We start from the raw sequence: 23,246 nt of genomic DNA, 5'->3' as shown, positions 1-23,246 counted from the left end.
TAATCATGGAAGCGACTCAGCCACAAGACACGCATAAACCGAAAAAGTCCCAGGTATGGTTAATCGTTGCGATTACGATCTTAACAGTGGGAATGTATTCTCCTTATTGGTTTCTAACGAGAAGGAAAGCATTGAACCAATTCGACTATTTCCGTTTCATTCCTATGGGGCTTCCATTCCTAGTTTTAATTTCTTTTGGAGCTCTTACTGCTGTGTTACTTTTAAGTTTTTGGGTGTATATCTTAACCCCTTATTTTCTCATTTATAATGCTTTTGAGAGTTGGGTCAGTTGGTTCGGTTTTATATCATTAATTTATTTATCCTTGGTGACAAGGTATATTTTCAAAAAAAATGTAGAGGGAAAAGAGCCAAATATAGTCCTTACGATTTTGTTTATGCACGTCTATTTGCAGTATTATATAAATCGTGCTTTTCACAAGAGAGGTGAGACAGATGCTAAAGCATTGTAAAAAAGAAAGCGGATCAGCAACCATTGAATTACTTGGTGTCCTCCCCTTTATTTTCATGTTTTTCCTTATCCTGTGGCAGGCGGTCGCTTCGGGTTATGCCGTTATGAGTTCGCAATCGGCCGTGAACGAAGCTGCGAAAGTATATTCTGTAACAGAAGAAATTGATGAAGCGGAAGCTATTGCCCGAGAAGTTGTCGGGGATAGTAGCGCACTTAGCGTTCAAAACTTTTCTATAGCGCCCGATGGTTCCGGTTATTTTGAAGCGTCAATATCGGTAGATCACGGATTAATCTTTGTACCGTCACAATGGCGAAATGAAGCTTCTGTTACCCTTGATCATTCAGTGACTAGCAGAGTGATCCCATGAATATGAATTGCATTAAGCACTTGAAAAACGAAAAAGGCAATGTAACTTATCTCACGATCGGGTTAATCATGATTATCGCTTTGATGCTTGCATTCATCGTCAATTTCGGGAAAATATTTGCGACTAACGAACAAGCCGGGACAGCTGCAGAACAAGCCAGTCTCGCAGCGACGAGCATTATATACGAAGAAATGCTTGATGTCATTGGTGATTATGAACGTGAGGAAGACGACGAGGATGAAGACGAAGAGTTAGAAGAGTTTGTTGAGGAAAGAAAAGACGAGCTTATGGATGCGGAAGACTATAGTGAAAATGAAGCTGAAATTCAGGCGATCAACCAAATTCTCGAAGAAGAAATTCCCGAGGATCAAGATTTACAGGAGGAAATTGAAGAAGCACTCGTTGATGCGAGCCAGCAGATTTCAAACGAAGTTTCTGAAATCATTACAAGAAATAACGGAAGCTTAGACGAGACGACGATAACGATGTTTAATGAAGAAAATCGAATTGAGGTTACTACGGCTGTCACTTATGATCAAGTCGCATTTGGCGGTATGATCGATGAAGGAAGTGAAGAAATCCACCAAAGAGGGATTGGTTTGGATATATCTTTTGTTGAAGTATTATCGTGGAACAATCGGAGTTTATAAGATGAAGAGGTTGAGAAAATGGCAAAGATGATGTTGTTTTCGCTATTGGGTATATTCCTGTTAACGGCTTGTAACGAAACGGGTGAAGAAGAATTCCTTGAATATGTACATGGCCCACATGCTGAATATCGTAATATAGAAGAAGACTTGACGATAATGTATGACGAATATCAGGCGGCAGCTAATTTAGGCGATGAGGAAGAAATGTTTTCCATTATTATAAACGACTTACAACCGCAGATTGAACTCATGAATAATTACCTTCATGACGTAGAATTATCTCATACGGACAATCAAGACCTTCATGCTATGCTACAAGCGGAAGCACAATATTACCTAGCAGCTATAAATGTTGAAGAAGAGGCTTTTATAGTCGCGATTGAGGAAGAGGATGAAGATAGAGCTGAAGAGCTATTTCAGGAACGAGATGAATATTATGAACGTGCTTATGAGCAATCGTTGCTTTTTCAAACAAGGATGGATGTCCTTTTACAGCGACATGAAATTTCTGAAGAAGAGTCATGATTTATCGTAGTCTGGTTATGAAGCATTCAAAGAGTGAATAATTTGAGATAAGAAGTATGCTTTAGAGGTAAAGTAATACATATCGAGGAGGTAGCCTTAATGACGAAAATGAAAGGATTTTTAACAGCATCCGCCTGTATGCTGATGTTGGCAGCTTGTGGAGATGAAGACACGGATACTGAAGAAGTTGAAAACGACGCTGAATCAGCAGAGGAGGAAGAGGAGACAGTAGAGACGGAGGGAACAGAAGAGACAGACGAAAATGGTATGGATGAAGGCACAGAAGAGGCAGACGCGACGGAAGAAGAGATGGATGCAGAAGAGGTATTGAGCGAGTCCATGGAGGCCATGGATGAAATAAATAGTTACAGTGGAGAAATGGATATAGACCAGACCATAAGCGTAGACGGTGAAGAAATGCCGATGGATATGACGATGAGCATAGATGCTGTTTTAGATCCGATGTCGTTTTCACAAACAATGGTTACGCCTGATCCCATGACGGGAGAAGAAATGGAAATCGAACAATACATGGATGCAGAGGGCACGATTTATATGCTGGATCCGGAAATGGATGAATGGATCATGATGGACAGCAGTGACTTGGGTCTGGAAAACATTGAGGATCTGGAGATGTCCCCGCAAGAACAGCTTGAGATGATGAAAGCATTTGCAAGTGATCTCGATGTGGAAGAAGAAGAGGACCGTTATGCTTTAAATGTTGAAGGTTCCGGTGATGAGTTCATGGAGCTCATCCAGGAATTTGCAGCGATCGGAGATCCCCAGATGCAGGAAGAAATGGACCAAGTCGAGATGGACATCAACGCTCTGGATTATGTGATGTATATTGACAAAGAAACCTTCTATCAAGATGAAATAGAGATGAATATGGAAATGGAGATGGAAGAAGGAGGACAATCGATGGAGATGTCTCAAGAAATGCAAGGGACTTTCTCCGACTTCGATGAAATCGATGACATTGACATACCAGAAGAAGCCATCGACGAAGCGATTGATATCGAGGATCTAGAAGGTGAAATGGAAGAGCCAGAAGAGGATGATCTGGATATTTAATATCGGTACCCTTTGTCAAAGTCAAAGGGGGCATGCTTAAAGTGTGCTCCCTGTTTTTGCGTAGTTTACTGAATCTAAATCCGCTGAAATAACTTTAAAAATAAGTATTTATTTACGAGGGGGGATTAGCATTGAAACATTTTCGCTACATATTGTTTTTGACTTTTGCATTGATGCTAACGGCATGTGGTGAGGGTGAGGAAACGGCATCTGAACCGAACGACAGTGATGAAACTAAAGAGGAAACAGACAGTGAAGAAGCCAGTACGGAGAGCGAAGGCACTACACAAGAGGATGAAGAAGATAATGCGACTAACGAAGATGATACAAATGAGGAGAATACTGAAGGTGTAGCTCCATCAGATCCCGACGATACAATTGATACCGTCGATTTTCAGCGTGTTACTTGGATTGGATATGGTTATCCCGATCGTCAGCCAGAAGCCGGCGTTTGGCTTTATACCGAAGATAACCAACCTGATGATGACGACAAAGAATTTGATGACCTTGACCAGCAGGACGTTTTGCTTTATCAAACGGATGATTACATGGGGCATGAACTACGAGCCCAACAAATCGTCCTTGAAGATGATGACACAGCTAGAGTCATTGTTGATATTCATCGTGAACCTCATGAAAGTGACGATGAAGAAGATTATGAAATGCCGAGACAATATCTGTCTGTGGAAAAAGATGAGCTTAGAGACAAAGAGATTATCGTTGAAACAGAAGATGGTGATACATTAAACGTCCAATGAAAATAAGCAAGGATAGTGTCATTTCATTCATCTTATTAAGGGGGTACATCCAGGGTACATGTTATGTACATTTTATGCCATTTTCGATGTAGATAATTTACGTGTCACGGAGTTATCCCCTATTCATTTGAAAAGATGTATAAGTAATGAAGAACTATTACTATATTTTTGCAACAATAGCAGAGGTGATTATTATGGCAGAATCATGTCCAACTTGTTATTCGAAGAATCTAAGAATAATGACGAAACAGAAGAAGCTATTGAGCATGATTATTCTAGGGGTTGCATTTTTATTAATTGGTTTATTAATACCGGATGCGTATATACAAGGGCTTACCTTGATGTTCGGAGTGCTATTTATCGTGATTTCCCCGATATTTTTATTAGAAAAGACAACGTATATCTGTCGGGATTGTAGAAAAAGTTTTAAAATAAAGAACAAATAGTGGCTTGTAAATTCGTAGGTGATTATAATGAAAAGATACTTATTATCCGTTACAAGTGCGAGTTTGCTGCTGGTCTCTTGCAGCAGCAACTCCGCAGCTGATGAGTTAGAAGACTATCATACAGGTGAATGGCAAACATATAACGACATGGCAAAAGAACATGATGAAAATTCTGATCAAGCAGAGCAAATGGTATATCAAGATGCAGATGATCAAGAATTTATAGATTTTATGGAAGAGGAAATGCTGCCTCATCTGGAGGAAATGTTGGCTTTTCTTGAAGATATAGAACTGGAGCACGAAGAGGTGGACGATTTAAACCAAATACAAATTGAATCGACCGAACAAGTAAAAGCCGGAATGGAAAAGCAGTATGAAGGTTTGCTCCTTTTGGAAGAAGGTCAAGAGGCTGAAGCTGATGTCGTTGCTGAGGAAGCAGCTGACTACTTACAGCAATCCGGTGAAACATTGGAGGAATTCGAAGATCGAAGAGAAGCGTTGTTCGAGCAGTATGACCTTATGCACTATTTGGACGACGACGAAAATGGTAATGAGAGCGTGGAAGAAGATGAAAATACACCGTTGCCGGAAGCTGATCGAGAAGCGCTTCAAATTGATACCATGTCGATGGATTCCCCCTATGGAGATGACGGAAACCTCAGGGAACATACCGAACAGGAGACAGAAGAAGAATTTATGGATGAGGATGGTCGGATATATTTTGAGCTCGATGATGATCCGGTTCGTAGTATTATGAGTGAGGATGGATCCACCATCCATGTGACCAATTATCATGATGCTTTTATTGCCTTAACCGACGAAGAAGCTTACAAGTTATCAGATACAGCCACCAAGGATGAAGTTTATGACCTCTTTATTTCAACCCCGCCGGAAGAATTTGACGATCTGGATCGAGAAGATTACCGCACGTGGGAAGAAGCAACGAATTTGGAAAGAGGCATCATGCAGATGTTTGAATTAACGGCGCCTGCGCTGAATGACTTGGAATATTTCATGGAAAATGACATGTATGATCACGAAGCTTTTTCATTAGTGCTTGCCGAATTTGAAAAACTTGGTCAGCCAACTTTGCTTATACCAGCGCCACAATCCGAGTTGGATATGCAATTGTATGAAAATATGGAAATGGTGAAAAGCCTCTGGGGGCAGTTGGGACAATTTGAAGATCCAGGACAGAATAAAGAAGAGTTTGAGGAGCTCTATTCCGAACTCAGACAGGAAACAAACAACCTGCTTGGCCGGGTGAACGCGACGTTGAGTGAGGAGTAGCTTAGAAGGACAATTATAGGCAGTAGACTCTTATTCGTTCATGACAATAAATGAATGGGGAAAATAATATCATACGATGGAAGTCGGGTGACCTTATCCATTTTGAACCGCGGATGCCATTGATCGCCTTCTTGATGGAGAGTCTTTTAGCTCCATAGCTGGGGATTTGTTATCTTCTCCCGAGGGTTTCTTAGCATTGATTCCGTTTGCTGCTATCTCTGATCATTATGGTCCTGGGAAACCGGTGCGAGTATGTGGGAAGGAATCACGGATTGGTTAAATAATCTCCCAGATTGGGCTCAAGGATTAATTAAAGGTCTTTTAACAGCAATCGCAGTGGTTGCTGCTGTTGCATTAGTGATCGTACTTATAAAGCCTATTCTGTTGACATCGGCTGTCGTTATTGGAGGAGCCGCTCTTGCAGTGTTGGGGGGAAGTCTCTATGGATTAATCGTTGGTGGAGAAAACTTCAATTTTCTACATGCGGTACTCGCATCTGCAGGAGGCTTTTTGGCGCCCGTTGTTGGTAAATTAGCAGGGATGGTCCTGATGTCTAGTCCTGTGTTGGCGCTTGGTTCCCAATATGCTTTATTGCAAGCGAAAATTGGTTCTGTCCTTGGTGGAGCTGCAGCCTGGATCAAAGGGGCCGGAGGTATCTTTGGTGCTCTTAGGCTAGGAGCGAGCAATTTGGGCGGTGCCATAAGCGGATGGTTGTCTACGGCATGGGCAGCGCTAAAAGGATCTAAAGTTGGCGGTTGGATAACTAGTATGGGGACTACTATTAGTGGATGGTTATCGACGGCATGGACTGCATTTAAAGGTACAACATTTGGAAAGGCGGCTATTGCTTTTGTTAAGAGTAAATTTTTTATAGGTTTAGCCCTCCCATCAGTGATGACATCTATATTTGGTGAAATCATAAATTTACTTAATGGCGGAAGTATGAGTTTGACAAACTTTTTAACAAACACAGTTTTTGGTATTGCTACAGGTGGATTTTTAAGAAATGCCTACGTTATTTTCAAGTCAACTGGATTTCTTGGGAAAATGGCTACATGGTTGGGTTCATCCGTAACACTTGGAACGGTTTATACTGCGCTTTCAGATAATCTGAGTTTAACTACATTCATAGCATCCACATTAATATCTGGCGGACTATTAGCGACATACCCGCTGGTGACCACGTTAGGACCGGTTCTTAGTAGTTTATATAACACGACTGAAAATGTTGTGAAAGATAAAATTATGCCTACTGTAAAGGAGAACATAAATAACGGAATTGATTGGATGAAAGATCAGTATAAAACGTTCAGAGAGAATACTATAAAATTTTGGATAGAAAAATACTTTCGCTAATTTTGAGGTGTGAGTAATGAATCGTTTCTTAAATGTGGTAACCTTTCTTGGTATATTATATATGGCTACCTTTTTAATTTTAGGTCTTTCTTCAACCAGTTTTGAAAACTGGATTGTTGGAAATGAACCATTGTCCACTATATTATTGGTGATAGCATTTGCGCTAACATATGGAACAATTTTAAACTGTATGCGTTTGGTGCAAGAAAATAAAACTGTATCAGGTAAACTAGCTTTTCAATCACTTCTGTATATGGGAGTTTTGCTTTTAGTGATGAGGCTTGCGACAGGCTAGTGGTCTGTATCAGAAATTCTTTCCAAAACTCCTGTTCACATATCTCCCGATAGATTGATAGAATGGAAATAACATCCATTTTAATATTTTACGGGGGTGAACGACATGGCTTCTCTAACCAAGAAGGAGAAACGGCTATTGCAGGAGAAGAAAAATGGCCAACGAGTCGAATATCGACAAAAATTTCGCGCGCATGTGGTTTACGAGACGATTTATCGAAAGAAGCCCGACCGTCAAGTTGCCGAAGAACTAAACACCACGGAAAAAACCGTGAAGAAATGGCGCAAGCGCTTTAAGAAACACAGAATGAAGGGGCTCCATGATGAGCCTCGTTCCGGAGCGCCTCGGAAGTTTGACATCGAACAACGTTGCGAAGTGATTGCCATTGCCTGTGACAAGCCGCAAGCGTATGGCTTCACCATCCGACCCTACTGGAACCTGGATAATCTCGCCGAAGCAACCATTCAACATACCCAAGGGCCGGCGATGAGTCGTTCAAGTGTTCAGCGTACGCTCCAACGCAATGACCTCCGGCCTCATCGTCAAGAGATGTGGCTCCACAGCAAAGATCCGATGTTTCGGGAAAAGGTGAATGATATCGTCTCGCTCTACCTTGATCCGCCCAAAGATACGGTGGTCATTTGCGTGGATGAAAAAACAGGGATGCAGGCGCTGGAGCGAACATTCGAACCGGCATCGGCATCGCCCGGGAAACCGGGTCGTTATGAGCATGAATACATTCGCCACGGGACAACGTCACTGATTGCAGGGTTTGAAATCACGACCGGGGATGTCGTTGCTCAATGCCGCCCCACTCGAAAGGCTGATGACCTATTGGCCTTTATGGAACAACTGGCTGAAGCGTATCCGCATCAAGACGTCATTATTGTGTGGGATAACTTAAACATTCATCATGACGGGCCGTCCGAGCGATGGACCCAATTCAACAAGAGGCACGGCAACCGATTCACCTTTTATTATACGCCGAAGCATGCCTCTTGGATGAACCAGATCGAGATCTTTTTCTCCATCTTGCACCGCCGATGCTTGAAATGGAGCAGCTTCCATTCCACCCAGGAATTAGAAGCCGTCGTCCTGAGATTCATTCAGCATTGGAATCAAGACGAAGGCCATCCGTTTAACTGGACATTTGGCGGTTATCCGATGCAACATGAACCCAAGGAGGCTGGTTAGCATGCCAAACCCGGATGAACGGGATCAATTTGCGTTAGAGCAAGATTTAGAACAAAATGGATGGACCCACCTAAACGTCCGCAAACATGGGAAACACTTGGTCATTTACTCGGTGGAAGACGGTGAAAAGGTCAACCGAGCACGATTAACAAAAGTCACAGGTCAGTATTACCAACTCGGCATGGCCAATCACCGAGGAAAATGGGAGTCCACCCCTTTCAGAGGGACGATGGATGAAATCGTTGCTTTATTGGCCAATGATTTTGCCTTTGCGATTGCGCCCATGTAACGTTTTGACCAACAGATCCCAAATGTTTCGAAGCTTCTCAGGCATAAATGGGATATGTGTATCTTTTTTTAAAGCCTAAAAACGAACGATAATCAAGTAATAATCATTTTTCGTTCGGCAAAAGGAAATGAACGACATTTTACAGGTAAAAAACATCAGTTTCATTCAGATTGAATGAAAAAATGCCGATTTCGGAAGCTTTTACTTGAAAGGACTTTTGAGATACGGCACTAGGGAACGAAACTGGGATTATATGGTTCATCAGTGATCGGATTAATTAATATAGCAGAGTAAGGGTGGAAAAACATATCAAGAAAGACCATCGACCATCCCGGCTGGGCGATAGGTTATTACTTTATACCAGTTGTAAGCTTCATTATGCCGGCGGTTAGTATGTGGAAATTGAATCAAGAACAAAGCAAACGATTACATGCCCAATCTTTGAGCTCATGGATTATGATGTGGTGGGGATTTCTGCTCGTGAGAATGGCTTCCGCCCTCTTTCTTGATATCGATGTTGAAGGGGAAAGGACGATCGCTGAAATGCAATCCGATGCGATCATACAAACCGTGGCCGATATCGCACTCATTATTGCCGGGATTGCACTAATTGTCCTCATTCATCTTATGACGAAACGATTATTTATGATTGAGGTAGAGCATCGGGAATAAAACGTGAATGGGAATGATACTCAGGTTGAATAAGGGGGGTAGAACAGATTATAATGCTCCCCTATTATAATATCTATCTGTGTTCTAGCATAAAATAAGTGACAGCTGTATTTGCCGTGCCATAGCGGAAAGGGTTGATGGTTATGAAACTTAGATTTGTTAGTACTTTTCTTTTGATCATGCTCGTTGCCTGCTCAGATGAAGAGGCACCTGAGGAGGATGATCCTACAGTAGAAGAGACTTCAGGGGAAGAAACTTCGGGTGAAGAAGTTAGCTCTGATGAACCTGAGCTTGAATTTAATGATCCGGAACGCTTTTCAGGTGATGATGCGGAAGAATGGATGCGTGCGGAACCTGGAACATATTATGATGAAGATCAAGAAGCGGCTGTGGTTGAAACCTTAGTGGCGGCTGCGGAGGATGGTGCAGATGAATCAGAACTTCTCCCTATGATGCTTGATTTAGTGGCCGAGGATTATCGGGATTACCAAGATTATTTCGATGGAGAATCCTTTGAATATGATAGCACGGATGAAAATCCTGATGAACTGGAAACCGATGGTGAAGATGGTGGTCAGATGAACGTGCAAGTGCTGTTTGATGCCAGTGGCAGCATGGCTGAAGAAATGGACGGAGGCACAAAGATGGACTTGGCGAAAGACGCTGTTGAGGATTTCGTAAGTCAGGTTCCTGAGGAAGCAAACATCTCCCTTCGCGTTTATGGGCATGAAGGCAGCAACCAACAAGAAGACAAGGAAGAATCGTGCGCGGGAACGGAAGAAGTCTATCCGCTTGGTTCTTATGATGAAGAAACCTTCACGGATGCCTTAGATCAATTTGAACCAACAGGCTATACACCGTTGGGCGCTTCCATCGAAGCAGCTCAAGAGGATTTGGCAGGCGAAGAAGGCGAGGACGTTGAAAATATCGTTTATGTGGTTAGCGATGGGGAAGAAACCTGTGGTGGTGATCCGGCTCAAGCTGCTGAGGACTTAAACGAGAGTGGCATCGAAGCCATGGTAAATATTATCGGTTTCGATGTGCCCGACGATGAACAGGATGCGTTAATGGAAATTGCCGATGCCGGTAATGGTGAATATTTGCCTGCAGACACAGGTGAGCAGTTGCGTGAAGCTTTTGAAGAAGAACGGGATGAATTAATCAATGAATGGCGGGAATGGGAATCAGAGGGTTATTCGGAAAGTCGAGAGCAGTATTCGGATTTTTCCGATGAAGTCAGTGATGTGGAAGGGCAAGCCAGGGACCTTACGGGAGAAGAAGCATCTTACTTAAGAAACCTTACGGAACAGCTAGGATCGCAGGTGGAAGAAGTGGATGAGCGTTCAATTCGGTCGTCTATTAGAGAACGGGCACGTACTCTTCGTTCCCATATAAGAAGCGAAGGCAGGGATTTACGGCAAGAAGCAAGAGAAGGGGGAAGAGAGGATCGTCGGGATATCAGACAAGAAAGCCGAGAGGAAAGGCAAGAACTGAGGAATGAAGATATTGATGATTGATAATCAAGAGTGTAAGGATATATCCCACGTAAGTAAAAGCGTGGGATATTTACATTCGAGTGAATGTCTGTAATACAAGGGAGAACTTATAATGCGAATGTTAAAAAATGCTTTAATCATTTCACTTAGTGTCAGTCTCTTTGCCATCATTCTTACGATAACGGCAGATCTACTCGAATGGTACACGCTGGGTTCTTATCCACCTGCGGAAACGCTAGATGCGATTGACGTTGATTTGGGGGTGCAATTGACTGTTGATGTATTTATCCTCCTCTCCACATTATTCATGTTTTTAACGTTGGTTGTGACTGCTGTTTTATTTTTAATATGGGTCTTTCAATTACATAAACGGACAAGGTTGATGGAATCGAAGGACTCGATCTATCATCCGGGTTTGGTTTTAGCGATTTATTTTGTCCCGTTTGTCAGTTTAGTAATGCCGCCTGTTGCCATGTGGCAAATCAACCGGGCACAGGTCAAGCGATTGAAGGTGCATACGTTAAATAGCTGGATTATTGCGTGGTGGTTATTTTTCCTTCTCGTATGGGCAATCTCGACAGTTTTTATGGACTTTGACACGAATTGGGAAACAATGACAATTGGAGAGATCCGGTCCAACGCCTTGGTTTATGCTCTTGGCGAATTCAGTTTATTAATTGCGGGGGTTGCGTTGCTTCGGATCATTCACTTGATGACGAAACGATTATTTGAGATGGAAAAGGCTTATAGTGACGATAATACGAAACGTTATGCAGCGGAATAGAAATAAAGGTAAACCATGAATACAAGCCATTTTAATGCCATTACGTTTATAGCTATTTGAAGGAATGATTACTGATGTGTTAAGAAAGAAGCCTCCGCCCAAAAAGGACGGAGGTTTTCCTTGTTATTCAGGTAAAACAAATTCTGCAGTGTGACCTTTGGAAATATCTTGTGCGTCTTCATCGCGTATAGGACCGAATTCAACTTCGAATTCTTTGTCTTTCCATATTTTTTCGTATTGTTCTTGATCCAAGGTATAAACTTGTAATACTTCTCCTGATTCTCCGCTTTCGATTACATCATCGACACTGTAATCGAGCAACATGCCTTCGCCGGTAAGCCATTGATTTCCATCATTGACGGTTAGTGTTGAGGAAAGGGGTGATAATCCGATCGTCTCTGAGCCTTGATTATCAACATTGAATTTAACGGTAAGAAGGACAACGCCGTTGTCAAAGTCCGCAAATCGAGGTTCTTCATCGGAATTTGGGGTGAACTCAGTGAATTGGTATCCTTCGAGTTCAACCGTATAATCTTCTAATTCTTCGCTTTCACCGATGCCCTCTGCTTCCTTTACCATCTCTTTGTCTCCCATGTTCGTAGCTGTTGCTCCATCTTCATAGAAATCCCCGCCGTTCTCCGATTCGTCCCCGCTTTCTTCTTCGTTTAAATCGACATTCATTTGTCCGTTTGAGCCGATCGTTGAGTCATATGCTTCGGGTTCAGAGAGAGCAGAGGGCATTTCTATCTCGATGGTTCCCTCGTCCATCAGATCCTCGAGTTCATCTTCTCCGAAAGGATAGGCGTAAAAACCGGTAACGGATTCCCCTGCTTCAATATGGTAATCATTGTCAGGAGCTAAATGGGTTGCGATTTGCTCCTCTTCCGGAAGCAGATCTCTATTGCCGCTATGAGCCTTTTGTGCACCTGTATAAGAAATGTCAAAGGTTGGCATGTAGTAAGCATCATCATCCAGGTCATTGGTTACCGTATATTCTGCGATTAAAACCCCGCCGTCAGTCTGGTCATTGAATGGAATTTCAAAATTTGTATGAATGCCGTTGAGTTCCACCAATTGGAAAGCATCCAAAGAAACAGTGAAATCGTCATCTACATCAAAGGTTTGATCCTCTTCATTTTCAAGGATTAAATCGGCTGTTCCTTCCGTAGCATCTTCCATATATGTAATCAATTCGTCAAAATCACCGCTACCGCTACTGTCTGTGTCTGGCTCGTCACTTTCGTCATCTAATTCAGCGTCAGCCGTTTCACTTTCTTTCCGGACTTCTGTTGGTTCTTCGGTCCCTTCTTCAGTATTTTCTTCGTTCATATTTTCCTGATCTTCCGCTTCGGTTACTTGCTCTGAACCTGTATCCTCATCACCGCAAGCAGTCACAAGAACTAAGGTGAGCAATAATAAAATTGGCAACTTTAATTTTTCCATAATTTTCACCCTCCTAAAACATATAATAAATGATTCATTTACATTAGGCAATTAGAAACTTTCGCCTAGATAAAATGTTATAACCCCTAATGCGATAAATGGTGCCATAGGCATCATGACAGCTTTTTCTCTCTTACGAAAGAACTTAATGTAAATAAGAAAAGGTAGTGCCAACAACCCCGCGATTAAATAGGTGTAAATGAAAATGGAAAAGCCACCATCCCAACCTATGGCAAAACCAATAAGTGTAAATAATTTGATGTCCCCGCCGCCGATTTGCCCTTTGCTGACAATAGCCAGTAAAAGATGGATACCTCCTAACACCAGCCCGGCCAATACATACATGTGCCATTGGGGAAGGTTAAAAATAGCGTGAAAAAGAAGGAAATAAAGCATTCCCGGAAGCGTTACTTTATCATAAATCAGTCTTTTTTTTAGGTCGGTAACCACCGAAAAAAGAATAATAAGTACAAATGGGGCATGTAAAAGTAATAAAGATAGCATAATGTCATTCCTTCCTGAGTATGATTGTAGCATTTTCAGGATACTTTTATAAATCTGGCATTGTTCTTTTACATGTTGCAAATAACGTTGATAAAAAAATAGATAAAAACCGCATAACACTGGGACCATTGATATAATTAATTGCCCATTCTCCTTCTTTTTATCTTAATCGGGTGTAGTTCAACGGAAATCACAGAAATCGTTGATAAAAAAGATATTTTGCAAGAAGATGTGGACTGTGGTGACCCGGAAGAAGACTTAGAGAGTAACGTACATACTATCGCCGGTCAATTTAGCGAGGGCGATATGAATGAGCTAAAAGAACGGCTGAATGGCAGTGTGCTTGATTCTCAAGATGCGCTGGAGCAGGAAATGGAAATGATGAGTGCTCATATATGCGTAGATAAGGAAGATGATAATCTTGACGATAAAGCGAAAATGTACGTGTCCATGCTGGAATATTACTATATGATGATGCAGGGTGAGGAAGAATTAATGGTCGACATCATCGCGCTTGTGTTTACCGAACCGGTCTCACGCGCTACCAAGCAGATATCCGGATATCCCCTATCCCGATGAACTCATTTCTTCCGGGGAGTGGCCTGAGATTGGGGAGTATTTATCGAGACTTGATACCGAGGTAGATGATGAACTATCCGCGACGACCCGACAGTGGAAGAGATCGCCAATGGGGTGAGATGACCTTATAAGAGGAAGGGGTTCATCAAATCTCAACATTTATTTTTGTAGACGATATTCATTGGATGATCGCTTTAGGGTGGGCGATTGTGTTCCCGCTTATTGTTCGGCTTTTTAATCTTCTTTTTTCTATTTTTTACAAAGGTTGGACAGGCGATGCCCAGTCTCGTGTGAATGCACGCACCGTGTTAAGTTTTGTGGGCGCAGCAGGTTTAACGGGTATTTCGTTTGTGACGCTCATCGTTACCTTGGCATTCAGCCTTCCGGGGGGATCGGTCGTTATTAATGCTTCGAGCAATATGACGGCTAATGATGAATATGAATTATCGATTGGAACGTTACAAGGCTCCTACGACGATATACCGGAGATTGATGTTCCGGCCCAGAATCCGAACAATATTCTTCCCGTCTACTATGAAGCGTCCGTGGATGCAGGCACATTTGACATCATCGTTGAGCGCCGGGGCGACAATGAAGTCGTGTGGAACGAAGAGGTTTCGGGCGACATGGACGGCATCATCGAAATACAGGCGATCGAAGGCGTTTATGATGTTCGAATTGAGACAGAAGAGGCAAGTGGCATCGAGTATCGATTTGCGATTCAATAATGGGCACTGCATTTGTCATTCGTAGAGGCGTGACTGCTTCTCATCGCGAGGCGGTGGGGAGTTAGCCACATTATTTGATTACGTGGTTTGTGCAAGTCACATTTTAAATCATAAACAGAGTGTAAAAATAATTTGTTGAAAATATCAAATTAGTAAAAACAAATAGATTTTCCTTCCAAGCGTTGTTTCTATATTTTGGAAATGGGACAAAGTTGCCTTCAAAAATTTTGGATAACAATTTCGCCTCATTTCATTAGTCCTTATTTATTAGATGTAGGAGATAATAGAATTTTTACCCTATACGAAAGTAATTACTCATTATGACAACTGGGAATTATTGATGAAACAAAGGTAATTATTTTGAAATAACATAGAACAATAGCTGCACATTACTCCCATTTATTAGTATTTAAAATTATTAGCCTTATATTCTCAGAATGATTCAATTTATTCATGCATTTAGGTAAATAATTTTGGTAATATTTTAGTGTATTATCCATTTCTCTAGTCTGCAAGGCTGATGGGATTCAACACATTTATTAATCTGAACAGCTTAGACATTACATAGGGTATCGTGTCGGATCTTGATTCTTTGTATGATTAGGAGGAAAATCTTACATTTCTATAGGAGGTTTTTTATGCTTAGGCAAGCGTCTATATTGATGCTGGCTGTCATCCTTCTTTTTTACCCGGGGAACGCTATAGCCGTCGGTAATGGCGGACAGTCAGACGACGTAGAAGACGTTGCCGGCGAAGAAGATGCTGGCGGTGACGAAGAAGAAGGAGAAGAGAGCAGCAACGAGGAGTCTGATGAAGCTGATCAGGCTAGCCATGAAGACGAAGATGGCACTGAAGATTCAGAAGAAGGAAACAATGAAGACGAAGACGGAGCTGAAGAATCTGAAGAAGGTACCAATGAAGATGGTGATTCCGAGGAAGGAAACGAAGAAGACGAAGTAGAAGATGATGGTTCCGAAGAAGCCACTAATGACGAAGAAACGGAAGACGGTTCTGGAGAATCCGATGAAGTGAACAACGAAGACGATGCGGAAGAAGGAACTGAGGAAGATGAAGAAGGCAACAATGACGAACAAGATGGTACGGAAAACGAAGAAGCCGGCGGTTCTGAAGAATCCGAAGAAAGTAATAATGAAGTTGAAGAAGGCACGGAAGATTCAGAAGAGGCGACAGAAGAAGACGACGGGGATGCTACAACTGAAGGTGAAGACGATGATGTCAACACATTAAATGAAGAATTTGGTCTTGAAAACCTCAATGGAGTGGTAAATCAAAGAAGCAGCAGTGGTTATGATGATGAAATTGGCTACTATGTTCTCGAGTTACAAGCTGGCGTGCACAACTACTCAGATGACGATTTGGATGATATGTGGATTGCATTTGAGTTGCCAGCTGATGTAGACGTTCCTGACGGCCATATGCCGGATGGTGTTTACCCGATTACTTTAGACAATGGTAATGATGGACTTGCCGTGAAATTACCGGATATACCATCGGGGTCGAATGAATATGGATTTTCATATCCTGATATTCCGTTAGAAGGGGATCCTGCTGATCCTGATCCGAACTACAGTCTATATCTTTTTGATATCAACGTAGAGGAAGATGATGCTCAAAATCTTGGAGCAATCCAAAATGAAAGAAACATTGATTTTTCAGAGATGGATGAAGAAGAACCTGGAGATCCTGAAGATCCAGAGGATCCCGAGCTTCCGGAATTAGACATTGAAGGTTCCGTAGATGGATCTGTATCTGCGTTCGACAGTGATGAACGACAGTATACCCTTGACGTAACCGTAGACACAGCCAATAATACAGAGGAAGAAATCGAAAGTCTTTACACCGGATTTGAGCTCCCGGAAGGGGTTAGCTTAGCTGACGATACGATCGAAGGCGTGGAGCTCCTTGATGATGAAGGTGTTGAAATCCTTGGTCTTCAGCTACCCGAAGGAGACGGTGAGGTAACATACGAGATTCCGGTATACGGGCAAACATCTGAATCTGTAAACGAAGAAAATCTAAATGCCTATGTTGTTGATGGCCTATTTGAAGATCTTGGCCCAACCGATGTCTCAGCCAGTGTTGATTTCTCGGAAATGGGGGATGAATGGTATTTTGACGCGGCAAGCCAAATTGTTCCGGATTTCCCAGGTTTAAATGAGGATGAATTTGGAATGAACTTTGGTTTCGATGTGCAAAATATAACATGGGACAATGTTGATGGTGTAAACATTGAATTTGATGTTCCGGACGAGATTACCGTATATGAACCGGATGAGTACGAAGAAGGCGAGATTCCTGAGGACCTTGAGGACTTTTTTGACGATGAAGGTTTTGGCATGGGTGAATCCCTTGATATTGAATGGGATGGCAATACAGCGTCCATAGATTTAGACACACTTGAAGGTGGTGTCGGCTATCAAGGGTTTTTCAACGCCATCGGGGAAAGTAGCCAAGCGCTCGAAGAACTAGAAAATTTGACGGCGACCGTTACGCTTTTTAGAGATGGTGACGAAGAAGTAATGGAAATTGATGTGCCATTTGAGTTGGTGGGTTATGATGGCGGAGAGCCAGCCCCTGAACCAGAACCAGACCCGGATCCTGAGCCAGATCCGGACCCTGAACCGGAACCAGATCCGGGTAACGGAGAGAATGGTAACGGCGATGGAGACGGAGACGGAGAAAACGGCACGGGCAATGGAGAAAATGGTACAGATAACGGAAATGGAACCGATGACGACAACGGTACGAAAGACACTGACCCGTCTGAAGACAGAGATGCAAGCGATGATACGTCCACTGGTACCGATGACCGCGGAACTGGTGACGAAGTAGGCGGCGAACTGCCGGATACTGCAGGCAACAGCATGCTTATGGTACTCATTGGTACTTTGATTGCTGCAGCTGGTGTGACGGCGTTGGCTTTACGTAAGAAATTCGTCATGACTAGTTAAAAGGATTGGGGCGGTTTTAACCGTCCCTCTTTTAAATTGAGGTGGATTTCTGTGTTTATTCAAGGACTGCTGAATAACGGAAAAAGACTAGCACATAAGCATTTTCTGTGGATTTTGTCAAAGCTAGATGCAAGAAGATCAGTCCTATAAACAGAAAAACCCTTATACTTCTGGCAAAAAACGAGGCAGTTTTAAAAATAACCTGTTGTACCTCTCACTTTCGCAGCATATGCACGAAGGGAATCTCTTACAATTTCAGCTTCGGACATCCCTTTTATTTAAGCCAATTCTTTTAATATTTTTTCATCATCTGTCATATGAAATTGTTTTCTTTTCATGTTGTATTCCATAACGAACACCTCCCTACATATATAGTATCGAATAAGTGTGTAGGTGAATCGAATTTTCAAAAATAAAAATAAAACTACTGAGTCTAATGACGATACGAATGGAGCAGAAGCAACAAAGGGAAATAGAGGCATATATGAAATTACTATGGAAAGTAGAGAGAATGAATATGAATCGATTGATGCCAAGCTTATTATTATCATCCTTTTTATTTATGGTCGTGAGTGCTTGCAGCAATCCCGAACTAGAAACGATGACATCATTGGAATTTTCCAAAGGGGGATATGATGCAAATGATCATCAGATATACATTGATGCCGGCAACAAAAGTATAAAGTATGGGTATAGTGAGCTCGGAAGCCTCCCATTTGATATTCATGACACACCCGAAGATGAGCTTGAGTCGGGTCAGGAAATAACAGAGATTATTTTGACTTCCGAAGAATGGGATCGTTTGTTAGAAGCGTTGACAGCGTTGAGCATTGATCAATGGGATGATAGTTATCATGATCTTGACATCATGGACGGAATACAATGGTATGTAACCATTCAATTTCCTGAAGATCGGGAGATGCATAAGGGTGGCAGTAATGATTTCCCACCGAATTGGGATGATTTTTTAGTCGTATTGGAAAAATATACTGGTGAAACGTTGTAACTCGTGCGATAATCACAATCACACTACTAATTTTCGTATATGAAATGATTTGAGATTATAAGTATTTTCCGCTATGATTTAGAGAGTCTTAGAAAAAAGAAACTTACAATAGCCTCTCGGAATTAGAAGGCGACGGGGGTGGTTCGAGGCAAGAAACGGATAGACAATAGGCCTAAAATGGTTTGAAGCATATGGAAATGAAAACCATTTTCAAAAAAGGGCATACGTGCAGAATTTTGGATGTCGTTTTTTAAAACTTAAGCAGCGGCAGGGCAGATAGTCGTTTTGAGCTGGTTCCAGTCGTCTTTTTGGCTTTCATACCAGGCGTCTATGTGTTGGCAGATCATAATGCCATAAATACGCATGTACCACATCATCGTTGATCGGTGTCGACCGGCTTCCAGTTGATAATCATTCTTCTCGCGTTTGTTTGTCCGTTCGCTTGAAGTGCGGCGTTTGTAGATGTCTTTCCACGCTTGAGAATCGCGTGGCGTTTTGGGAAACAAACGCAGGTTGTCACTTGATTTCGTGTGATAGGTCCGGCCGTATGTCGCGTCCGAACACCCGCAGGATGGCGTGCAGCGCCACTTCCTGCGATTCTGGGATTTGTCGAAGCCATTTGGTTTCATTTCACGACCGTTGGGGCAGATGGGAATGCCCTCGGGTGAAATCTGAATATCACTGTTCGTTTCGATATTCTTTTTGCTTCTGTTGTTCAAATCGATGAAAGGCTCGGTACCTTGCTTATCCAAGAGCTCATAGATAGCCTCGGCGTCATGAGCGGCATCGAGAAGCATACGATTCACGGATCCCAAGGTGTAGCGTTGGTTGAATTCAACCGCGCTCGCGACCAAACTGACGGCATCATGCCGGGATGCCGGATGCAGACGTGGATACAATGGCAGGTCATGCGGGCTGTCCGCGGCCGCTAACATATAGAGATGATAGCCGTTAAAGTACTTCTCACGGGAGCTGTCCCATCCACCGTCACAATCCGGCTGGGAATAGATGCGATGATGATGGCAGCCATAAATCCCGTTCGCGCGACAATCACAGGTCGGTTTGCTTCGCCGGTAAGCTTGCGTGACAACAGGCGTACCATCCCCGGCGACACTGAGCGCATCAGGATCTCCGATCAGGCCTAGGTCCGCAGAAACCTTTAAGATATTCTGTTCGAAAAACTGAAAAAGTGGGTCGCCGGGCAATGGTTTGACGATGTCCATATGGCGTTCCGACCATCGTGCGAAGCGTTCGACTTTACCCGGTTTGTAATTGGCTTTTTGGCCTTTCTTTCCTTTTTGGCCCTTCTTCTTGTTCTTTTTCGGTTTTTGCTTCTTGGGTTTTAAGTTTTTGGTCGCCTCGGGCCAGAGGCGCTCGATAAACTCATAGAACGTGCCAACCCCGGGGATATCATCAGGAGAAAAGCCGCTCAAGATCGCGTAAATAGGTGTGCGTTTCATTTCGTTGATCCATTGGGTGATCCCGATGCCGGGATTTGTGAACAAAAAGACGAGATAGGAACGCAACATGGAAGCCGGATCGCGGGGTTCTGGCCCTTGATCCGCATACTGCTCCATCAGTTGGCCGGTAATGCCTGAAAGGTCGGCTTGCCAACATTTGAGGATGAGCGGCCAATCCTGACTCAAATGGATAATGGAGCGTCCGTAGTGTTCCTGAAGTTGTTCAAGGACAAAGGTTTGATACGTGTCATGAGGAAAAACCGTTGGTTTCAAAAGAAAACCCCCAAAAATCGTAGTAAAGGAAAATACATTCCCTTCACCGGCGATTATGAGGGTGATTTGAAAAAGTCAAGGGCTTACAGACCCAATTATAAAAGAAATTTTCGTGATTCACATGACTGGATTTAAAATTGAAAAGATAAAAATCTCCTACCGAAGGTAGGAGGATAGCAAAATGGGTGCGACAAGGAATCCCTTGCCGCGCCAGCCTTGGCGAATGCCGAGAGGCTATTTACATATCAAGGAGGATTTATTCATGTTGAAAACGAAAGGATTTGTAGCGGTCTCTGCCTGTATGCTGATGTTAGCAGCTTGTGGAGAAGGAGACGCGGATACCGAGGAAGCGGAGAACGATACGGAAGAAGTTGAGGAAGGCGAGACGGCGGACTCGGAAGCTGCAGATGAAAATGGCGAGGAAGATGGTACCGACGACAGTGCTGAAGGAGACGCAACGGAAGAAGAATTGAGTGCAGAAGAAGTATTAAGCCAGTCTATAGAAGCGATGGATCAACTAAACAGTTACAGCTCGGAAATGGATATAAATCAGTCCATAAACGTAGACGGTGAAGAAATGCCCATGGATATGACGATGAGTATGGATGTTGTATTGGATCCGATGGCTTTTTCGCAAACAATGACAACACCTGATCCAGTAACGGAAGAAGATATGGAGATCGAACAATACATGGACGAAGATGGCACGATTTATATGTTAGAACCGGAAGACGATGAATGGATCATGATGGATGGAGGTTCCATGGGAATGGAGGACATTCAAGATTTGGAAATGTCCCCGCAAGAACAGCTTGAAATGCTCCAGGAATTTTCGAGTGAACTCACCGTGGAAGAAGAAGAGGACCACTATGCTTTAACGATTGAAGGTTCCGGTGATGAGCTAATTGAGCTCAGTAGAGAATTTGCAACGATGCAGGGAGATCCTCAGATGGAGGCCGAAATGGATCAAGTATTAGGGCAGATGGAAATCAATGCCCTGGACTATGTCATGCATATTGACAAGGAAACATTCTATCAAGACGAACTGGAAATGAATATGGAGATGGAAATGGAAGAAGAAGGACAGACCATGGAACTATCTCAAGAAATGCAAGGGACTTTCTCCGACTTTGATGAAATCGATGAAATTGAAATTCCGCAAGAGGCCATCGATGATGCGATCGACTTGGAAAGTGAAATGGAAGAGTTAGAAGATCTGGAAGAGGAAGATTTGGATCTTTAAATTTATACCATGCAAAAACAACCCAGGCTATAAAATGCCTGGGTTGTTTTTGCTTAAACCGACTCTTCGGTTTCCAAATCGATGTCTGCTCCTTCTTCTGTCTGATACCAAACTCCATCAAGGTCCCGGAGAAACACGACATAAGGGGATGGATCGTCTTCGTCGACTTGGAAAACGACGTGCCCTTCACTGCCTGCCCCTTCATATAAATCGGCATCAATCGGATCATCTAGACCTGTAACATATGTGTCATCATTGTATACGTTCCCTTCTGATGACACGAGATCAAACTCAAATGAACTGAGATTAAACGGGTCTTCTTCAATCTGGTTCAAATCAATGTCAAAATAGGCGATGAAATATTCCATGCCATCTTCGGGTGGTTCGTTATATTCATCGGCTTCTTCGATCATTTCCCATGCTTCTTCGCCGCGGATGGTATCAAGCAGTGTTACATCCACTTCCATAAGGCCATAAGTATAGTGCTCCAACACAAATGTAATCATTTCACCCGGATAAGCGGGGTTGTCACGGGAAGCGACTTCTTCCTCATCAAAATTTTCTTCTTCTTCATCCAACTCAAGCGGATCTTCCTCTTCCAACGGAGGTGTTTCAGAGTCCATCGGAGGTTCTTCCTCTTCAATCGGAGGCTCCTCCACAGATTCGATCTCTTCTGAAGCTGTCGGCTCTGCATTCATAATAGCCATAACGATCATTACTATTGGACCGATAACGCCAATGGCCAAAATCGGGGCAAAAATCGCATAAACGGGCCCTCTACTTTTCATCATGGCCCATTTCGGATTAATGGACCCTAATATGATGAATACAAGACCCACTAACGCTAAAAAGATAAACCCTATAATACCTAAAACCGTCCACATATGTTCCACCTCATATTAATTTTTTCAACATGTGTCACCTGACTACAATGGTGTTTCCACATGCTTTTCCTCTTCCAAAGATACCGGTGGTTTTCGTACAAGGCACATGATGCCCGCGATGATCAAAAGTACCGATTGAATAATGGATGTGCCAAAGGTCAAAATGAGCATAGCTCCTCCCGATACGAGAAATAAAATTCCGGCCAATTTTGCGTTACTGTTGAGCTTGATAACGGCGATGATTCCTATGACAAGCCCAATGATGTGCATCACAAAGATCCACCAACCGAAGGAACCGAACATTCCTAAGGCCCATGCACCTGCTTCTGCCTCCTGGGCGGACAATGTCGGATCCTGCATCATTTCTTGTTCTACCATTCCCATGAATGACTGAAATCCAATGGTGCCGATAACCACTAATAAGCCTATGACAAAAGTGATAACTACTCCAATGATCCCTAATGCCATTTCGCCTGTTCGTTTCAAAA

General features: G+C 42.8%; 24 protein-coding genes. 19 read left to right on the top strand and 5 right to left on the bottom strand.

Features of this window, described 5'->3' with window-relative positions; all coding sequences use genetic code 11:
• The first annotated feature begins 5 nt into the window (after positions 1-5).
• From HUG20_RS16770 to HUG20_RS16705, 14 genes are all read left to right on the top strand, one after another.
• Positions 6-470 carry a DUF4234 domain-containing protein gene (locus HUG20_RS16770; protein WP_200085825.1) on the top strand — a complete coding sequence of 155 codons (465 nt, stop codon included), beginning with the start codon at positions 6-8 and terminating at the stop codon, positions 468-470.
• Positions 454-837, top strand: coding sequence for a TadE/TadG family type IV pilus assembly protein (locus HUG20_RS16765; protein WP_200085824.1), 384 nt, complete (start codon positions 454-456; stop codon positions 835-837). Before HUG20_RS16770 ends, HUG20_RS16765 begins: the two co-directional genes overlap by 17 nt.
• Entirely contained in the window at positions 834-1,487 is a 654-nt protein-coding gene (locus tag HUG20_RS16760) for a Tad domain-containing protein (RefSeq protein ID WP_200085823.1), read from the top strand. Before HUG20_RS16765 ends, HUG20_RS16760 begins: the two co-directional genes overlap by 4 nt.
• 18 nt (positions 1,488-1,505) lie before the next feature.
• Positions 1,506-2,012 carry a hypothetical protein gene (locus HUG20_RS16755; protein ID WP_200085822.1) on the top strand — a complete coding sequence of 169 codons (507 nt, stop codon included), beginning with the start codon at positions 1,506-1,508 and terminating at the stop codon, positions 2,010-2,012.
• A 99-nt stretch (positions 2,013-2,111) separates the two neighbouring features.
• On the top strand, positions 2,112-3,086 hold the full coding sequence (locus tag HUG20_RS16750) for a DUF6612 family protein (RefSeq protein WP_200085821.1): 975 nt from the start codon (positions 2,112-2,114) through the stop codon (positions 3,084-3,086).
• A 131-nt stretch (positions 3,087-3,217) separates the two neighbouring features.
• Entirely contained in the window at positions 3,218-3,844 is a 627-nt protein-coding gene (locus tag HUG20_RS16745) for a hypothetical protein (RefSeq protein WP_200085820.1), read from the top strand.
• A 473-nt stretch (positions 3,845-4,317) separates the two neighbouring features.
• Positions 4,318-5,580, top strand: coding sequence for a hypothetical protein (locus HUG20_RS16740; protein ID WP_200085819.1), 1,263 nt, complete (start codon positions 4,318-4,320; stop codon positions 5,578-5,580).
• Between the two features lie 252 nt (positions 5,581-5,832).
• Positions 5,833-6,936: a hypothetical protein gene (locus tag HUG20_RS16735; protein ID WP_200085818.1), complete on the top strand. Its 1,104-nt coding sequence runs from the start codon at positions 5,833-5,835 to the stop codon at positions 6,934-6,936.
• Between the two features lie 16 nt (positions 6,937-6,952).
• The gene (locus tag HUG20_RS16730) at positions 6,953-7,231 is read left to right on the top strand and encodes a hypothetical protein (protein WP_200085817.1); all 279 of its coding nucleotides are present in this window, start codon (positions 6,953-6,955) and stop codon (positions 7,229-7,231) included.
• 105 nt (positions 7,232-7,336) lie between these two features.
• Positions 7,337-8,425, top strand: a complete 1,089-nt coding sequence (locus HUG20_RS16725) for an IS630 family transposase (RefSeq protein ID WP_200085816.1) — start codon at positions 7,337-7,339, stop codon at positions 8,423-8,425.
• Between the two features lies 1 nt (position 8,426).
• Complete coding sequence (locus HUG20_RS16720) at positions 8,427-8,714, top strand: LamG domain-containing protein (RefSeq protein ID WP_200085815.1); 288 nt, start codon at positions 8,427-8,429, stop codon at positions 8,712-8,714.
• A 378-nt stretch (positions 8,715-9,092) separates the two neighbouring features.
• Complete coding sequence (locus tag HUG20_RS16715; RefSeq protein ID WP_246476456.1) at positions 9,093-9,386, top strand: hypothetical protein; 294 nt, start codon at positions 9,093-9,095, stop codon at positions 9,384-9,386.
• 143 nt (positions 9,387-9,529) lie between these two features.
• Positions 9,530-10,903 carry a vWA domain-containing protein gene (locus HUG20_RS16710; protein ID WP_200085814.1) on the top strand — a complete coding sequence of 458 codons (1,374 nt, stop codon included), beginning with the start codon at positions 9,530-9,532 and terminating at the stop codon, positions 10,901-10,903.
• Positions 10,904-10,994: 91 nt separating this feature from the next.
• Entirely contained in the window at positions 10,995-11,666 is a 672-nt protein-coding gene (locus HUG20_RS16705) for a DUF4328 domain-containing protein (RefSeq protein ID WP_200085813.1), read from the top strand.
• Between the two features lie 123 nt (positions 11,667-11,789).
• Here the strand turns inward: HUG20_RS16705 and HUG20_RS16700 are convergent, their stop codons facing one another.
• Entirely contained in the window at positions 11,790-13,109 is a 1,320-nt protein-coding gene (locus HUG20_RS16700; protein WP_246476455.1) for a DUF5068 domain-containing protein, read from the bottom strand.
• A 51-nt stretch (positions 13,110-13,160) separates the two neighbouring features.
• Positions 13,161-13,613, bottom strand: coding sequence for a prepilin peptidase (locus tag HUG20_RS16695; RefSeq protein ID WP_200085812.1), 453 nt, complete (start codon positions 13,611-13,613; stop codon positions 13,161-13,163).
• Between the two features lie 141 nt (positions 13,614-13,754).
• On the opposite strand from HUG20_RS16695, the gene HUG20_RS16690 reads away from it, so the two are divergent.
• The 4 genes from HUG20_RS16690 to HUG20_RS16675 all read left to right on the top strand — a co-directional run bounded on the left by HUG20_RS16690 (position 13,755) and on the right by HUG20_RS16675 (position 18,898).
• Positions 13,755-14,192: a hypothetical protein gene (locus HUG20_RS16690; protein ID WP_200085811.1), complete on the top strand. Its 438-nt coding sequence runs from the start codon at positions 13,755-13,757 to the stop codon at positions 14,190-14,192.
• 185 nt (positions 14,193-14,377) lie between these two features.
• Positions 14,378-14,920, top strand: a complete 543-nt coding sequence (locus HUG20_RS16685) for a hypothetical protein (RefSeq protein ID WP_200085810.1) — start codon at positions 14,378-14,380, stop codon at positions 14,918-14,920.
• Between the two features lie 638 nt (positions 14,921-15,558).
• Positions 15,559-17,892 (top strand): hypothetical protein, encoded by a 2,334-nt coding sequence (locus HUG20_RS16680; protein ID WP_200085809.1) that lies wholly within the window; start codon positions 15,559-15,561, stop codon positions 17,890-17,892.
• A gap of 484 nt (positions 17,893-18,376) precedes the next feature.
• Entirely contained in the window at positions 18,377-18,898 is a 522-nt protein-coding gene (locus tag HUG20_RS16675; protein ID WP_200085808.1) for a hypothetical protein, read from the top strand.
• Positions 18,899-19,155: 257 nt separating this feature from the next.
• On the opposite strand, the gene HUG20_RS16670 is transcribed toward HUG20_RS16675, so the two are convergent.
• Positions 19,156-20,631: a transposase gene (locus HUG20_RS16670; protein ID WP_200084121.1), complete on the bottom strand. Its 1,476-nt coding sequence runs from the start codon at positions 20,629-20,631 to the stop codon at positions 19,156-19,158.
• Positions 20,632-20,893: 262 nt separating this feature from the next.
• On the opposite strand from HUG20_RS16670, the gene HUG20_RS16665 reads away from it, so the two are divergent.
• The gene (locus tag HUG20_RS16665; protein ID WP_200085807.1) at positions 20,894-21,874 is read left to right on the top strand and encodes a DUF6612 family protein; all 981 of its coding nucleotides are present in this window, start codon (positions 20,894-20,896) and stop codon (positions 21,872-21,874) included.
• A gap of 53 nt (positions 21,875-21,927) precedes the next feature.
• Here HUG20_RS16665 and HUG20_RS16660 read toward each other — a convergent pair whose 3' ends face one another.
• Together HUG20_RS16660 and HUG20_RS16655 are read right to left on the bottom strand one after the other, a co-directional pair.
• Positions 21,928-22,758, bottom strand: a complete 831-nt coding sequence (locus tag HUG20_RS16660; RefSeq protein ID WP_200085806.1) for a DUF4352 domain-containing protein — start codon at positions 22,756-22,758, stop codon at positions 21,928-21,930.
• A 42-nt stretch (positions 22,759-22,800) separates the two neighbouring features.
• The gene (locus tag HUG20_RS16655; protein ID WP_200085805.1) at positions 22,801-23,244 is read right to left on the bottom strand and encodes a DUF4064 domain-containing protein; all 444 of its coding nucleotides are present in this window, start codon (positions 23,242-23,244) and stop codon (positions 22,801-22,803) included.
• Positions 23,245-23,246 lie beyond the last annotated feature (2 nt).

It is taken from the genome of Salicibibacter cibi, from assembly GCF_016495865.1.
Classification (GTDB): Bacteria; Bacillota; Bacilli; order Bacillales; family Marinococcaceae; genus Salicibibacter; species Salicibibacter cibi.
The sequence above is the reverse complement of the archived record's forward strand: the minus strand, read 5'-3'. Positions and strand labels throughout refer to the sequence as shown.

Coding starts and splice junctions, on each gene's coding strand:
- HUG20_RS16770 (WP_200085825.1), top strand. CDS start 6: ATGGAAGCGACTCAGCCACAAGACACGCATAAACCGAAAAAGTCCCAG.
- HUG20_RS16765 (WP_200085824.1), top strand. CDS start 454: ATGCTAAAGCATTGTAAAAAAGAAAGCGGATCAGCAACCATTGAATTA.
- HUG20_RS16760 (WP_200085823.1), top strand. CDS start 834: ATGAATATGAATTGCATTAAGCACTTGAAAAACGAAAAAGGCAATGTA.
- HUG20_RS16755 (WP_200085822.1), top strand. CDS start 1,506: ATGGCAAAGATGATGTTGTTTTCGCTATTGGGTATATTCCTGTTAACG.
- HUG20_RS16750 (WP_200085821.1), top strand. CDS start 2,112: ATGACGAAAATGAAAGGATTTTTAACAGCATCCGCCTGTATGCTGATG.
- HUG20_RS16740 (WP_200085819.1), top strand. CDS start 4,318: ATGAAAAGATACTTATTATCCGTTACAAGTGCGAGTTTGCTGCTGGTC.
- HUG20_RS16735 (WP_200085818.1), top strand. CDS start 5,833: ATGTGGGAAGGAATCACGGATTGGTTAAATAATCTCCCAGATTGGGCT.
- HUG20_RS16730 (WP_200085817.1), top strand. CDS start 6,953: ATGAATCGTTTCTTAAATGTGGTAACCTTTCTTGGTATATTATATATG.
- HUG20_RS16725 (WP_200085816.1), top strand. CDS start 7,337: ATGGCTTCTCTAACCAAGAAGGAGAAACGGCTATTGCAGGAGAAGAAA.
- HUG20_RS16720 (WP_200085815.1), top strand. CDS start 8,427: ATGCCAAACCCGGATGAACGGGATCAATTTGCGTTAGAGCAAGATTTA.
- HUG20_RS16715 (WP_246476456.1), top strand. CDS start 9,093: ATGCCGGCGGTTAGTATGTGGAAATTGAATCAAGAACAAAGCAAACGA.
- HUG20_RS16710 (WP_200085814.1), top strand. CDS start 9,530: ATGAAACTTAGATTTGTTAGTACTTTTCTTTTGATCATGCTCGTTGCC.
- HUG20_RS16705 (WP_200085813.1), top strand. CDS start 10,995: ATGCGAATGTTAAAAAATGCTTTAATCATTTCACTTAGTGTCAGTCTC.
- HUG20_RS16700 (WP_246476455.1), bottom strand. CDS start 13,109: ATGGAAAAATTAAAGTTGCCAATTTTATTATTGCTCACCTTAGTTCTT.
- HUG20_RS16695 (WP_200085812.1), bottom strand. CDS start 13,613: ATGCTATCTTTATTACTTTTACATGCCCCATTTGTACTTATTATTCTT.
- HUG20_RS16685 (WP_200085810.1), top strand. CDS start 14,378: ATGATCGCTTTAGGGTGGGCGATTGTGTTCCCGCTTATTGTTCGGCTT.
- HUG20_RS16680 (WP_200085809.1), top strand. CDS start 15,559: ATGCTTAGGCAAGCGTCTATATTGATGCTGGCTGTCATCCTTCTTTTT.
- HUG20_RS16675 (WP_200085808.1), top strand. CDS start 18,377: ATGAAATTACTATGGAAAGTAGAGAGAATGAATATGAATCGATTGATG.
- HUG20_RS16665 (WP_200085807.1), top strand. CDS start 20,894: ATGTTGAAAACGAAAGGATTTGTAGCGGTCTCTGCCTGTATGCTGATG.
- HUG20_RS16660 (WP_200085806.1), bottom strand. CDS start 22,758: ATGTGGACGGTTTTAGGTATTATAGGGTTTATCTTTTTAGCGTTAGTG.